Source organism: Nocardia puris (genome assembly GCF_003315035.1).
GTDB lineage: Bacteria > Actinomycetota > Actinomycetes > Mycobacteriales > Mycobacteriaceae > Nocardia > Nocardia puris.
The window spans coordinates 24,209-37,829 of sequence record NZ_QNRE01000023.1 but is presented as its reverse complement, the minus strand read 5'-3'; the positions used below and the strand labels follow the sequence as shown (position 1 = coordinate 37,829).

Below are 13,621 nucleotides of genomic sequence, written 5' to 3'. Positions count from 1 at the left end.
AGCGGCCCAGGATGCGGCCGAGGATGCCGGGGGTGCCGGTGCGATCGGGTGTCGGCTCACAGGTGCACCGCCGAGATGCGGGCACGGATTTCAGCACGCTGTCGACGTGCGCTCCGCAGCCGCCCCACGTGGTCTTCTTGCAGGTCGAACAAGTGACGGCATAGCACATAACTCCTCCTCGGAGACGTAGGGATCCGGATCAAAAATACCCCCGGGGGTACTTGCATACCCTAGGGGGTATATGCGACGCTGTCCACAGCGGCAGCGCGAACGTGTCGTCGGATTGGAGGAAAACGTGATGATCCTCGAGCAGTACTACCTCGAATGCCTGTCCCACGCCTCGTATCTGATCGGCGACGAGAGCACCGGCCGGGCCGTCGTCGTCGATCCGCGGCGCGACGTCACCGAGTATCTCGACGACGCACGGCGACTCGGATTGACGATCGAAGGCGTGATCAACACGCACTTCCACGCGGACTTCGTCTCCGGTCATCTCGAGCTGCTCGCCGCCACCGGGGCGTGGATCGGTTTCGGCGAGGCGGCCGAGACCGCGTATCCGATCCGTCGGCTCGCGCACGGCGAACGTGTGTCGCTGGGCGAGGTCGACCTGGAGGTGTTGTCCACTCCCGGGCATACGTGGGAATCGATCAGCCTGCTGGTGCGCGAGAATCCGACGGCCCGGCCGACGGCGGTGCTGACCGGTGACTCGCTGTTCATCGGGGATGTGGGCCGACCCGACCTGGTCAACCTCGGTGACGGCTCCACCACCGATCTCGCGCGGGCGATGTACCGGACGATCCACGAGACTCTGCTGGCACTGCCGGACTCGGTGATCGTCATGCCCGCGCACGGTGCGGGCTCCTCGTGCGGGAAGAACCTGTCCGCGGAGCTGACCTCGACAATCGGGGAACAGCGCAGAACCAATCCGTCGGTGCGGCCGATGAGCGAGGAATCCTTCGTCGCGCTGATCACCGATGGCCAGCCGGCTGTCCCGGAGTATTTCCACGTCGACGCCGCCCTCAACAAGGGCGACCGCGCGGTGCTGGATCCGCACCGCGTGATCCCGGCGTTCACCGCGCGGCAGGTTCGGGACGAATCGGCGTCCGGCACAGTCATCCTCGATGCCCGTACCCCTGAGGATTTCGCCGCCGGGCACCTGCGCGGATCGGTGAATGTCGGTTTCGACGGCCGCTTCGCCGAAACCGGCGGAATGGTGGCCGGGATCGGTGACCGGATCGTACTGATCGCCTACCCTGGCGAGGAACAGGACGCCGCGCTGCGACTGGCCCGCATCGGGTCCGACGACGCGGTCGGCTACTTCACGGTCGACCACGGCGGTGTCTTTCCCGCTGAGCTGGCCGATCTCGTGCAATCGGCGCCGCGAACGACCGTCGAGCAGCTACGGCAGCTCCTCGACGCCGACCGGGTCGCCCTCGTCGACGTCCGCAATCCCGGCGAGCGCGAGTTCGGCTACATCCCCGAAGCGATGCCCATTCCGTTGGCACAGTTGCGTGCCAGGATCGGTGAGCTGCCCACCGGGGTGCCGATCGTGGTGCACTGCGCGGGCGGATGGCGCTCGAGCGTCGCAGCGTCACTGCTTCGCTCGCTGGGCATCGAGCAGGTCAGTGACCTGGTCGGCGGCTACAACGCGTGGATCGATCACCGGGCGACGGCACCGGCCTGACGTCGGCATCGCGCGAGGTCGTCAGCTGCCGGCGGGAACCGTGGTGTCGCAGGGCAGGGCATGCCCCAGATCTGCCCCGAGTCCCGGGGTGCGCTCCGCATGTTCGACGCACGGGCGGGTGGCGGGTGCTGGGATGCAGGCGTCGCGTGACCCGGCTGTGAGTGACGGAGAGCGTGATCGGTCGCCCCCCGGCCGGGACCGAACGGCGCCGCCGAGCGCGGGCAAGTCCGCGCCGGACAGAGCGGTCCACACGTTCGCGTGGACCGCGGCCGCGCCGGTGACCACGCCGTCCATGTCGAAGACGACCGCGCGGTACTCAGCGGCGGTACGCGCGGGTTCCGTCACGTGGATTCGGGCGCTCGTTTCCGATCTCGTCCGGTAGCGCCCATCACCTCGTCCCACCATTCCTGGAGGAGGTTCGGTTCCGGCCGGCGCACCGTCGCTGATCCGGCGCCGTCGTGGCGCACCGGGGGATCGGGGACTTCGCCGAGGGTGGATGACATCGCTACCTCCTCGTGGCGCGTTGTCTCAGTCCGAGAGGTGGCCGGAAGGGCCGGCAGTCCACGCCCGCCGGGCCGCACAGCCCTGCCCGCGCGCGGTCGCGCGGCACCGGTGGCTGCCGCCCGCTCGCGGTGCTTCACTAGGTGAAGTGACGAAGGTCCGGCGAATCTGTGTCCGATGCGCGTGGGCGCCGGCATCAGGGCCCTGCCCGTGGGGTGCCTGCCTCGGCGAGTCTGGTCCCAACCTGTCACGTCCGAGAACAGGTGCCCTACTTTCCCCGCCCCATCGAGGAGCGGGGAATTCTGCGTCGCAAGTCGTTCGCGCGCACGGCGCAGACCCGGGACGAGGCGGCGCTCGATATGGCGTTGCTCGACTACGACTTCCACCTGTTCACCGAATCCGGCAGCGGTGTCGACAGCGTCCTGTATCGGCCGGGTTCCACGGGATTTCGCCTTACCCAGCTGGACCCGCGGCCCGAGCAGGTGAGCGCGGCCAGGGAGGCCGTCTCGATCAGTGCCGCGAGCGCACCCGAGCTCGGTATCGACGCCGCGGTCGACTGTCTGGAGTTGACGGGCTGGCCGTTCGTGTTCTACTGGGACCCGCAGCGGGGTCGCGGCCATGTGCTGTACCACCGCTACGACGGGCACTACGGCCTTCTCACGCCCGCGGCGGTATGGATGCGGATCATCGACGTGGTGGGTTTGGCGGCGACGGAACCGGCCGGGAGTACCGCAGGGCGAAGGTGTTGAGAGTGCCGGCCGACGCGGATCCGATCGTGGCACGGCTACTCCACTCCGAGGAGCCGTCCATCCGTTGGCGCACCCTCCTCGGCGTGCTCGGAGTGCCGCCGTCGGATCCCGCGGTGATCACGGCGGCCGCGGCGATTCCCGGCAGTGAGCGCGTGCGGCGTCTGCTCTCCGAACGGCTCGTCGACGGCACACTGCCCTTCCACCCCTACAGCGCGAAGTGGCGAGGGGCACACTGGGTGCTTGTCGCGTTGGCCGAACTCGGATATCCGGCCGGTGACGAATCCTTGGTGCCGTTGCGCGAGCAAGCCCTGGGTTGGCTGCTGTCGCCGGAGTACGAGCGGCGCTATATCGGCCGGGTTCGGGACCGGGAACTGCCGACGTTGCACGCGTTCATCGAGGGAAACCTGGTCTGGGCGCTGCTGCGGTTGGGGCTGGCGGACCAGCGCGTCGGTCACCTCGTCGATCGTCTGCTGCGTGCTCAATGGCCCGACGGCGGCTGGAACTGTGATCGGCGAGCGACCGGTCACGTGTCGTCCTTCGGGGAGAGCCTCGTCCCGCTGCGGGCTCTGAACGCTTGTGCCCGCACCACCGGAGATCCCGAGGTCGGCGAGGCGGTCCTGCGCGCCTCGGAGCTGTTCCTCGGACGTCGGCTGTTCCGCCGCCGCACCGACGGCTCGGTCATCGATCGATCCTTTCTCGAACTGCACTTTCCGTGCTACTGGCACTACGACATCCTGTTCGCGTTGACAGTGCTGGCCGAGGCCGAGTTGATCGAGGATCCACGCTGCGCCGAGGCTCTCGACGTGCTCGAGGCGAAGCGCTTGCCCGACGGAGGATTTCCCGCGGAGGCCAAGTTCTATCGGGTCAGCTCCGCGCAGCCAGGCGGCGGGTCGTCTGTGGTCGGTTGGGGACCGACCAGCCGCCGGTTGCCGAACGATTGGGTGAGCTGCGCGGCGCTCATCGCGTTGACCGCGGCCGGGCGTCGCGGTCGGTCCTCGTGAGCTGCCGGCCGGCCGCCTTCTCCGCGACCGTGCTCTCTGGCGCGGCCGATGGCACCGGCGCGCGGTGGCGGCCGAGTTCGCGTGGTATCGGACGAATTCCAAGGCCGGGTCGTGGACAGGTCCCGTGCGCGAGTGCGCCAGGTCGGAGGCGTCGGCCAGCGGCACGGTCCGTGGGCCGGAGGAGTCCTGTTCGGGGAGCGCGTCCGCGGCCCGGCGGACTCGGCCGCAGGGAAGTCGAGTAGTGGCCGATGCTCGACCGACCGGTCGGCGCGACCGGTCCACGGTGTCGTAGCCGCGCTCGCCGCCCTGCCCTCGCGGATGGCCCTGAACCAGAGCAGGTCGCCGTCGCGGACCGCGCGCCGCCGTTCGTCCCCGGGGTCGAAGCGGGTCGAAGTGCGACGTCGAAGTGCGGCGCGTGCGCCCGCTCGCAGGAGTGGCAGCCCGCCGCGCTGAACCGGAGTCGGCAGGTCATCGTCACGATCTGGTCGTTCGCCACTTGCACGCATACGGTCCATCGAGCCTCGCCGCGCGAGAAGTCCGCGCTCAGCGACTTGCACTCGCATCCGATATTCGGCGACAGCTCGTCGTCGGGGTGGGCGGCCTCCGCCACCGGAGCGGAGCCGGCGGTGAGCTGGGATATCGGCCCGAAGTCATCTCGGACGGTGCCTTCGTGCTCTAACTCCGCTCGGGGCGCGATGGCACCGTGGGATACGTCTACGAAAGGACGACACCCCATGGACCCCGGAATGCCCGACCGCCGCACAGTCACAGCGGCACTGACGCTCGCCGGGCGTGCGCCGTCCCGGCGCAACACCCAGCCGTGGCGGTGGCGGGTGACCGATCAGGGCGTTCACCTCCACCTCGATCCGCGCTGTTCGACGTTCGCGACCGATCCCGCGTCGCGCGACGCGCTTCTGGGGTGTGGCATCGCGCTGCACCACGTGAGTGTGGCGTTCGCGGCGGCCGGGTGGGCCACGGTGGTCCGTCGGCTGCCGGATCCCGCCCGACCCGGTCTGCTGGCGTCACTTCGCTTGGTGCCGCATCGCCCCACGATGCTGGAGAAGTCGCTGCGCGACGCGATCACCGAGCGGCGCAGTGATGATCGTCCCTACCAGCTCAGGCCGATACCGGCCGGATATCTGGGCCTGTTCCGGGAGCGCGCGGCGGCGTTGGGCGGCATCGTGCGGCTCGTCTCCGACAGCGACCGCGTACACCTCGCGGAGTACGCGAGCTCGCGTCGACCGACGGTGACCTGTGCGAGCGGATCTGTGCTCGCACAGGTCCCACCGCCGCGCCGAGCGCTCGGCGAGGGGCGCACCGGGCGCAGGACGCCGTGGCCGCCGACCGCATCCGGTTCCGCGGAGAGCATGGAAGCCGCGGTCGTCGATTACGCCGAGTTCTTCCTCGCCGGTACACCGGGCGACGATGCGCTGTCGAGGTTGCGTGCCGGTGAGTCGATCAGCGCGGTGCTGCTGACCGCCACCAACATCGGTCTGGCGACATGCTTGCTCACGCAGCCGCTCGAGTCGCGGCGGGACTTCATCCGGACCGAAGTACTGGGCGGCACCGCGTTCCCGCACGCTGTCCTGCGCGTGGGATGGGCACGGGATACCGGGGATCCACCGGCCGTGACGCCTCGTCGCCCCGTCGAGGACCTGATGCTTCCCGAACATCACTGACGTCCGAACATCACTGACGCCGAGGGTGCCGTACGCTCCTCACTCGGAGCCCGGATGGATGACCAGGACGGGGCAGCGGGCGCACTGGACCAGCGCGTTCGCCGTCGAACCGAGCCGTGAGCCGGGAAAGCCGCCCGGCCTCGGTTACCGCCGGCCCCGACGATGCCCCGCCTGGCCCCTGGCCGGGATGCGAGCAGGATCTGCGCGGCGGAGCCGGCAGGTTCGGCGCCGCGACATCCGGTGGCCGTCGCTGTCGGAGCGCACCGTGGAGATCGCAGGTGCGCGGGCGCCGCGCTCGAGCATCAGAGTTGGCCGCGCGCGTCGTCGTACCCGGCGATCGGACGGCCGATCAGGGCGGTGGTCTCGACAGGGCGATGCGCTGCCGCGCGGTCCTCGCCGAACGTCGGGCTCGCGCTCGTCCCGGGTGCGGGCACGGTCGCGCTGCTCCCGCACCGGGGGATCTTCACCGTCCCGCATCCGCGCCGATTCCAGCCGGACAGGGTCGACGCCCGGGTGACCACCAGACCCGGTGGTCGTCTGCCCTTCTGCTGTGGACGAGAAGGACAGGCTCGCCGCCCACAGTTCGCCGGTGGTGGTCACCTACGGCGCCGACGAGATCGATCCGGTGCGCCGCGTCGGATGGTCGGTGTCGGTGACCGGACTGGCCCGCGCCGTCTGCGGCCCCGGGCGCATCGCGAGCTACGAGCGGCGGCTACGGCCCTGGGTGGAAGGCATGATGGACACCGTCATCACGATCGATCCCGACATCGTGACCGGCATCCGCCTGCTGGAACGGCAAGCACCCGAGCACAGCTGATGCCGCGGTGACACCGCGACCACGGAGCGGAATCGGAACCGATCGGCCGTCGCACCAATGACTTTGGCCCCTGACTTCCGCGGGGCGGTCGCGGGAATGCTGGATGTCGACGCCCGCGACGGGCCGGTGACCCCCAGAAAGGCTCGACCATGACCGAGAAGACCGTGCGGCCCACCGACCATCGACCCCGGCCCGTGCTGGCCGCGGTCGATGGCTCCGCCAACTCCTATCAGGCCGCGGCGTGGGCGGCGGCCGAAGCGGCGCTGCATCGCCTGCCGCTGCACATTCTCACCTCGGCGGCGATCCAGACAGGCTTCGGCCCGGGGATGTCGCTGGGTGAGGCGGATCTGGAATGGCTCCGGGTGGACGCCGAGCGAGTGGTCGGGGAAGCGGCGCGGGTGGCCCGCGCGGCGGTGCCCGAGGACGACCTCACGATCACCACCGAGGTCGCGTTCGAACGGGCCGCACCGCTGCTGATCGACCGGTCGACCACGGCGGAGATGCTCGTGGTCGGCAGCCGCGGCATCGGCGCTTTCCAGCGCGGGCTGCTCGGCTCGGTCAGTACCGCCGTGACGCGTCATGCCCACTGCCCGGTCGCCGTGGTCCAGGGCATCGTCGCGACGGACCCGGTGTCTGCCGCGCTGCCGGTGCTGGTCGGCGTCGACGGGTCCGACAACAGCGTGCCCGCGGTACGACTGGCGTTCGAGGAGGCCTCGCGCCGCAAGGTCGACCTCGTGGCGGTGCACGCGTTCGACGACTCCAGCGCCGATCTGCCCGCGTTCAGCTGGGAAACGGGCAGGCAGACAGCCGAAACCGAACTCTCCGAGGCGCTGGCGGGCTACCGCGAGAGCTATCCGGATGTGGCGGTGCGCGGCGTCGTCGTCGCCAACCGCCCGGTCCGCGCGCTGCTGCGGGAGGCCGCTTCGGCTCAGTTGCTGGTGGTGGGTAGTCACGGACGCGGTGGATTCACCAGCATGCTGCTGGGCTCCACGAGCAACGCCCTGCTGCACTCGGTCGACATTCCGATGATCGTCGTCCGCGACCGGGAGCAGGGCTGACCCGAGGCGGCCACCGTGCGCGGTGGCCGCCTCGTCGGGCGCCGACGAGCGCGGGGAAGCCGCCGGAAACGCCACGACGTCCCGTCGCGGAGTCGCTGATGAGCGACAACGACGCAGGCGTGCGTTCAGGGCGGTGAAACCCTCGGCGGCGACGGCCCGGCCCTCGATGTCGACCCGCCCTGAGCAGGAGGAGTGTCAGGTGTCCGGCGTCCTGTCTGACCCAGACTTGATCGACCGACTTCTACGACGCCTGTCCGCGGTCCCGTGGCCCGCAGTGCGGGCGATGGCGATCGTCGTGGCGTGAGTCTGTTGCGGGCCGACCTCGGCGGAGCGACCGCGCCGACCGTCTTCGAGGTCCTCCGAGACGGGCTGTCGTCCGCCTTCGCCGGTCACCGCGCTGTCGATCGCGGCCGATCTGCTCGCCATCGCGACGGCGGCGGCTGCCCTGGTGCACCGGCCCTACTTCTCCGAGGATTTCTTCGCCGGGCTACGCGGCGAGGACGACGGGGGTGGGTAGGGCCATCGGTGCTCACCGGCCCGGTGGGTCTGTGCTGGATGTGCTGTCGTCACCGGGAGATACCCGGTCCAGTCGACGCGGGCCAGCATGACGACGCCGACCAGGAGCACGATCTGTACGGCGATGCCGTAGGGCGTGGTGAACGAGGCGGTGAGGGTCTCGCCGAGACTGCGCCCGGCGACCTCGGCGGCGCTGAGGTACAGCGAGAAACTCACTGTTCGTCCCGCGACATGCGCGGCGGTCAGCGGAAACAGGCGCAGACCCAGGAGCCCGGCCGCCTCGAACAACTGCGCCGACGGGAGCGGTGAGACGAGGAATACCCCGATCGTGGCGAATTTGCGGCCACGACGACCGGTGAGATGGTCACCGGCGGCCCGCAGGTTGGTTGTGCGCCGCGGGCCGAGATGGCCGCCGGCGCGACGGGTGGCGGCGGCGAGGACATACCGGCCCGCACCCGAGGCGACGGCGGCGCAGACGACGAGCGGGACCGGATCGAGGTTCCCGTTGAGTCCGAAGAACACCACGAGCAGGGCGTTCGGCGGCCCGAACGCCGGCAGCAGGTTCACCGCGAACACGACGGCGACCACCAGGAGCAACTGCCCAGCCGTCGTGCTCATGTCAGCTTCTGCGTGCGGGCGGACTCAGCGTCGGGCGGCGAGCCTGCGCAGCCGCTCGTGCTCGAGGACGAACACGGCGATGCTCCCGGTGAAGCTCGTCGCCGTCGCGATCGCCCCGAGCGTGGTCCAGCCGCCGAAGCCGTAACCCGCGGCCGTCAAGGTCGAGGCGAGTCCGACGATCCCGGTGAAGAAGAGCAGGATCCCGGGAATGTTGTAGGGATCGGCGAGGCTCTGGCCCGGCTTGTTGTGGTACGCGGCGCCGGTGACGCTGTCACTCACGGTGGTTCCTCCGATGTCTGTCCGCAGACCGGATACGGTGTCCGCGGTGTGTCGACACACTGTCTCGCCGCTGCCCGCTTCCTCGTGAGAGGCGTTGGTCCCCAGCAGCTTCGACCAAAGTCATCGGGGGCAATCGGCACTGCTCGAAGGGGCCTATCGGCCCTTACCCCGCAGTGGCGGGAAGGGTCATGGTTGCACTACCGGCGAACCGCTGCGCCGCGCGGTCCGGGGCACGGAAGGAGACTGAAATGTACTGGTACGACCACGATGTCGGTGGCTGGAGCTACGTTTGGATGGGCTTCGGCATGGTCCTGTTCTGGGCTCTGCTGATCGCCGGTTTCGTGCTCGCCCTGCGGTATCTGTTCCGGGTGGACAACGAGCGTCGTGCGCACCCGGCGCCGCCGGGCGCCGAACATGTCCTGGCGGAGCGTTTCGCCCGCGGCGAGATCGACGCGAAGGAATACGCGGATCGGCTGGCTGTTCTGCGTTCGGCCACGACAGGGTGATCCGGCCCCGCCCGCACCGTCGATCATGCGGAGTCGCGCGCACCTCAGGGACCAGTGACCGTCCCGGCGAGGACCTTCGGCTCGGTTCCGGGTACGGCCCCGGCGGTGAATGTTGGGCGCTCGACGCCGCTGTGGCGCCTGCGAGCGGAAAGGACGGATGTGGTCGTGGGTTCATCGGATCACTCGTCACGGTTCCTCCTCGGGCCCGAGGCGACGGTGCGTCCGTGGTGCCGTGTCCGGCGCCGGATTCGAGCGATTGGGCGCCGAGATCGGCCGTACCCTGCGACAATTCGGTGCGGACCGGTCCATGCGATCCCGCGGCCCGATTGCCCCGTCGAGTCCGGAACGATGGTGACGCGTCTGCTGCCGGGCTTGCGGCAATTCCGGGGTTATCGGCGTTCGTGGCTCCGCGCGGATGTGGTCGCGGGCGTGACCGTGGCGGCGTATCTGATCCCTCAGGTGATGGCGTACGCGACGGTGGCGGGCTTGCCGCCGGTGGTCGGGCTGTGGGCGGCGATCGCCCCGCTGGCCGTGTACGTGCTGTGGGGGACCTCGCGTCAGCTGTCGGTGGGACCGGAGTCGACCACCGCGCTGCTGACCGCCGTGGCGCTGGCGCCGCTGGCCGGCGGCGACCCCCGGCGGTACGCCGCGCTGGCCGGGTTGCTCGCGTTGCTGGTCGGCGCGCTGTGCCTGCTCGGCGCGTTGATCAGGCTGGGCGTGCTCGCGGATCTGTTGTCGCACCCGGTGCTGGTCGGCTATCTGGCCGGAACCGCGGGCCTGATGATCGTGGGGCAGTCGGGGAGAGTCACCGGAGTGCCGGTCGAGGGTGACACGGTGTTCGCGCAGGCGCGTTCGCTGGTGGCCGGCATCGACCAGTGGCATCCCGCGACGGCGCTGCTGGCGGGATCGGTACTGGTGGCGTTGCTCGCCATGGCCCGGTGGCTGCCGCGTGCGCCGGGCCCGTTGATCGCGGTCCTGGCGGCGGCCGTGTCGGTATCGGCGTTGTCACTGGAGCGATTCGGTATCGCGGTGATCGGCAGCGTGCCGACCGGGCTGCCGGTACCGGGTCTTCCCGAGTTCGAGTTCGCCGACGTCTCCGCGTTGTTGCTGCCCGCCGTCGGTATCGCGGTGGTGGGATTCTCCGACAACGCGCTGACCGGTCGCGCGTTCGCGGCACGGCACGGTGACCATGTGCGGCCGAATGTCGAGCTGGCGGCCCTGGGTGCGACGAACGTGGCCACGGCGCTGACCCACGGCTTTCCGGTGAGTTGTAGCGGCAGTCGCACGACCATCGCTGATCTGCTCGGGGCCCGGACCCAGCTCTACGCCCTGGTCACCGGTGCCGCGGTGCTGGTCGTGCTGTTCGGCGCGACCGGCGTGCTGGCCGGATTCCCCGTCGCCGCGCTGGGTGCGCTGGTGGTCTACGCCGCGCTGCGGCTGATCGACGTGTCGGAGTTCGCTCGGCTGGCGCGTTTCCGCCGCAGCGAACTCCTACTCGCGGTGGGGACCGTGGTTGCCGTCTTGGCACTCGGTGTGCTCTACGGCATCCTGGTCGCGATCGCCCTGTCCGTGTCGGACCTGCTACGACGGATCGCCCACGCGCATGACGCGGTGCTCGGCTTCGTCCCCCACCTGGCGGGGATGCACGATGTGGACGACTACCCCGACGCCACACGGATCGCTGGATTGGTGATCTACCGCTATGACGCGCCGTTGTGCTTCGCCAATGCGGAGGACTTCCGTAAACGCGCGCTGGCAGCGGCGGAATCCGGCGGCAGGGAACTCCGGTGGTTCGTTCTCAGCGCCGAGGCGAACGTCGAGGTGGACCTGACCGCGCTCGACGCCGTCGAGCAGGTGCGTGCCGAATTGTCCGGGCGCGGCGTGGTCTTCGCGATGGCCCGGGTGAAACAGGATCTGCGCGATGATCTCGACGCCTGCGGGCTGACCGGACGGATCGGTGCCGAACGGTTGTTCCCGACGCTGGCGACAGCGGTCGCGGCGTTTCGCGCCGCGACCGCGTCGACGGGTGGCGCCGACCCCCGGCCTCCGGCGGACGAACCGAACCGCAAGGACTCGAGCCCACACCGATCAGTCGTGGTGCGCGACCATGACCGGGCACTCGGCGTGGTGGACCAGCCGGTCGCTGGTCGACCCGAGGAGCAGACCGCGGAAGCCACCACGACCCCGGCTACCGACGACGAGCAACTGCGCGGTCTGTGACCGATGGGCGAGCCGCTCGCGCGGCCCGAACACCTCGACCTCGCGCCGGACCGCCACATCGGCGAAACGTGAAGTCGGTGCGCGGCGGCTTCTTCTCCGTCATGCAGGCCCGCGCGCCGCACAGCAGCACGACACCCGTGTGGGTCTCGTAGACTCGTGCGGGCGGCGGGCCTGCCGCCCATCGTGCGGAGTTCATGAAGGAAGGACCAGCGCGGCGCCGGCGGTCGCGCCGCCGTCGAGCCCGAACTCCGATCCGGTGGAGAACGTCGCCTCGGTGACGATGAAGCCGACCATCGCGGCGACCTCTTCGGGCTCACCGAAGCGTGGAAGTGGTTGTCCCGCCGCGATACCGGGGTCCAGCTCGGTGGTCATCGGGGTGTGGATCGGTCCCGGGTGCACCGAGCAGACCCGGATGCCTGCCGCGCCGAGCTCGAGCGCCGCCGCTCCGAGCAGGATGATCGAGCCTTTCGGTGTCGGGTGTTCGAAGGGGAGTGGTCACGCCGGGCGTGACGGGTGGTTGGTGCCGGCGAGCGCGTGATCGAGCAGGACGCGGCGTTCCGCGGACGCGACGACCTGGCGCGTCGCCGCGACGGCGTCCGGCGTCACCGACGTGATGCCCATGCGCACCAGGTGCTCGGCGAACGCCGGCCGGTTCGAGGGCGCCTGGCCGCACAGCGACGACGTGATGCCAAGGCGGCGGGCTACGCCGATGATGCGCGACATGGCTTCCAGCACAGCCGGATCCGATTCGTCGAACAGCTCGGCGCACTCCTCGGAGTCGCCGTCGACGCCCAGCATCAGCCGGGTCAGGTCGTTGCCGCCGATGGAGACGCCATCGATGCCGAGGCCGACGTATTCGGGCAGCCAGTGCGGCACCGAGGGCACCTCGGCCATCACCAGCGATGCGGGCCACGTTGTCTGCCGAGCGCACTGGCGTCGACGATTTCCAGGCAGGCTTCCAGTTCCCACCTGGTCCGCACGAAGGGGATCATGATGTGCAGATTCGGGTTGTCGTGGCGGGCGTCGGCGAGCGCGGAGAGTTCGGCGGTGAAGAGGTCGGGTTCGCGGATGTACCGGTAGCAGCCTCGGTAGCCGATCATCGGGTTGTGCTCGACGGGCTCGTATCGTTCGCCACCGCGCAGCGCGCGGAATTCACCGCGACGCCCGCGGTGCGAGCGTCCGGCTCGATCAGGGATGTGCGGTGTCGATGGTCGAGGAGCGGGGGAGTTCCAGGCTGTCGGCGATGGTGCCTGCCCAGCGCCGCACGGCATCCCAGTCGCGCAGGTCGCCGTAGCGGGCGCCGCCGAGGAGCCGATACATCGCTCTGGCGCGCCAGGACACTCCTTCGCGTTCGTATTTGCCGGCGAAGGCGGTGTAGTCGCGCGGGTGCAGCATGCCGAGGACGGCGGCGATCTTGCGCGGGATCTGGCGTCCGGCCCACCGGCCGACCGGGCCGCGTAGGGCAGGCCCGAGTCCGACCGTGAAGAGCCGGACATCCTTACCGGTCAAGGTCGGCAGGTTGTGGCGGATGTAGGCATCGGCCCCGGGGAGCAGGTCCATGTTGTGGATGGCGCTGCCGATGACGACGGTGCCGACGCCGGTCAGGTCCGGCGCGTGCTCGATGTCGCACAGTTCCGCGTGCGCGCCACGTGACATCAGTTCCTCGTAGATGAATTCCGCGATGTCCCGGGTGGAGCCCTGCGCGGTGGCGAACAGGATCGCGACGCGGGGAGAAGGTGTGGGAGTCATGGTGCCAGCTTCGCGCGCACAGGTCGTCGCCGAGCAGAGCCGGTATGCCCGTCTCGCGGGGACCAATGGCACCGAAGTGGCGCGGTCACGAGGCAGTGACCGGCGCGATCAGCGGCGAGACCTTCGACCCATCACCATTTCGGTGTCGAGCGAGTCCGACCGCGGCGAAGCCCCCGTCCCGGCGATAGGCATCCGTCGGTCCTCGGGAGTCGACCGCGGTCTGCGTGGCGGCCTCCTTCCGCTG

At 69.9% G+C, this 13,621-nt stretch carries 12 protein-coding genes and 4 pseudogenes; 8 read left to right on the top strand and 8 right to left on the bottom strand.

Features of this window, described 5'->3' with window-relative positions:
- The first annotated feature begins 298 nt into the window (after positions 1–298).
- Positions 299–1,684 (top strand): MBL fold metallo-hydrolase, encoded by a 1,386-nt coding sequence (locus tag DFR74_RS32810; RefSeq protein ID WP_067512544.1) that lies wholly within the window; start codon positions 299–301, stop codon positions 1,682–1,684.
- 341 nt (positions 1,685–2,025) lie between these two features.
- Here the strand turns inward: DFR74_RS32810 and DFR74_RS36400 are convergent, their stop codons facing one another.
- On the bottom strand, positions 2,026–2,187 hold the full coding sequence (locus tag DFR74_RS36400) for a hypothetical protein (RefSeq protein WP_157115866.1): 162 nt from the start codon (positions 2,185–2,187) through the stop codon (positions 2,026–2,028).
- Positions 2,188–2,448: 261 nt separating this feature from the next.
- On the opposite strand from DFR74_RS36400, the gene DFR74_RS32800 reads away from it, so the two are divergent.
- The 3 genes from DFR74_RS32800 (at position 2,449) to DFR74_RS32790 (ending at position 5,614) form a co-directional block, all read left to right on the top strand.
- Positions 2,449–2,934 carry a sigma 54 modulation/S30EA ribosomal C-terminal domain-containing protein gene (locus DFR74_RS32800; RefSeq protein WP_067512540.1) on the top strand — a complete coding sequence of 162 codons (486 nt, stop codon included), beginning with the start codon at positions 2,449–2,451 and terminating at the stop codon, positions 2,932–2,934.
- 2 nt (positions 2,935–2,936) lie between these two features.
- Complete coding sequence (locus DFR74_RS32795; protein ID WP_067512538.1) at positions 2,937–3,935, top strand: hypothetical protein; 999 nt, start codon at positions 2,937–2,939, stop codon at positions 3,933–3,935.
- Between the two features lie 626 nt (positions 3,936–4,561).
- Entirely contained in the window at positions 4,562–5,614 is a 1,053-nt protein-coding gene (locus DFR74_RS32790) for a nitroreductase family protein (RefSeq protein ID WP_232331862.1), read from the top strand.
- Between the two features lie 302 nt (positions 5,615–5,916).
- On the opposite strand, the gene DFR74_RS37710 is transcribed toward DFR74_RS32790, so the two are convergent.
- Positions 5,917–6,048: a hypothetical protein gene (locus tag DFR74_RS37710; RefSeq protein WP_267465341.1), complete on the bottom strand. Its 132-nt coding sequence runs from the start codon at positions 6,046–6,048 to the stop codon at positions 5,917–5,919.
- A 116-nt stretch (positions 6,049–6,164) separates the two neighbouring features.
- On the opposite strand from DFR74_RS37710, the gene DFR74_RS32780 reads away from it, so the two are divergent.
- Complete coding sequence (locus DFR74_RS32780) at positions 6,165–6,431, top strand: hypothetical protein (protein ID WP_067512534.1); 267 nt, start codon at positions 6,165–6,167, stop codon at positions 6,429–6,431.
- Positions 6,432–6,580: 149 nt separating this feature from the next.
- The gene (locus tag DFR74_RS32775; RefSeq protein ID WP_067512532.1) at positions 6,581–7,489 is read left to right on the top strand and encodes a universal stress protein; all 909 of its coding nucleotides are present in this window, start codon (positions 6,581–6,583) and stop codon (positions 7,487–7,489) included.
- Between the two features lie 459 nt (positions 7,490–7,948).
- Here DFR74_RS32775 and DFR74_RS32770 read toward each other — a convergent pair whose 3' ends face one another.
- On the bottom strand, positions 7,949–8,623 hold the full coding sequence (locus DFR74_RS32770; RefSeq protein WP_067512530.1) for a hypothetical protein: 675 nt from the start codon (positions 8,621–8,623) through the stop codon (positions 7,949–7,951).
- A 24-nt stretch (positions 8,624–8,647) separates the two neighbouring features.
- On the bottom strand, positions 8,648–8,902 hold the full coding sequence (locus tag DFR74_RS32765) for a hypothetical protein (RefSeq protein ID WP_067512529.1): 255 nt from the start codon (positions 8,900–8,902) through the stop codon (positions 8,648–8,650).
- A gap of 248 nt (positions 8,903–9,150) precedes the next feature.
- On the opposite strand from DFR74_RS32765, the gene DFR74_RS32760 reads away from it, so the two are divergent.
- The gene (locus tag DFR74_RS32760; RefSeq protein ID WP_067512527.1) at positions 9,151–9,408 is read left to right on the top strand and encodes an SHOCT domain-containing protein; all 258 of its coding nucleotides are present in this window, start codon (positions 9,151–9,153) and stop codon (positions 9,406–9,408) included.
- Between the two features lie 348 nt (positions 9,409–9,756).
- Positions 9,757–11,415 (top strand): annotated as a pseudogene (locus DFR74_RS32755) (SulP family inorganic anion transporter); the annotation flags it as partial.
- Positions 11,416–11,496: 81 nt separating this feature from the next.
- Here the strand turns inward: DFR74_RS32755 and DFR74_RS32750 are convergent.
- From DFR74_RS32750 to DFR74_RS32735, 4 genes and pseudogenes are all read right to left on the bottom strand, one after another.
- A pseudogene (locus DFR74_RS32750) lies at positions 11,497–11,697 on the bottom strand (universal stress protein); the annotation flags it as partial.
- A 123-nt stretch (positions 11,698–11,820) separates the two neighbouring features.
- Positions 11,821–12,081 (bottom strand): annotated as a pseudogene (locus DFR74_RS32745) (SDR family oxidoreductase); the annotation flags it as partial.
- 42 nt (positions 12,082–12,123) lie between these two features.
- A pseudogene (locus tag DFR74_RS32740) lies at positions 12,124–12,791 on the bottom strand (putative PEP-binding protein); the annotation flags it as partial.
- Positions 12,792–12,816: 25 nt separating this feature from the next.
- Positions 12,817–13,377: a flavodoxin domain-containing protein gene (locus DFR74_RS32735; protein ID WP_067512521.1), complete on the bottom strand. Its 561-nt coding sequence runs from the start codon at positions 13,375–13,377 to the stop codon at positions 12,817–12,819.
- Positions 13,378–13,621 lie beyond the last annotated feature (244 nt).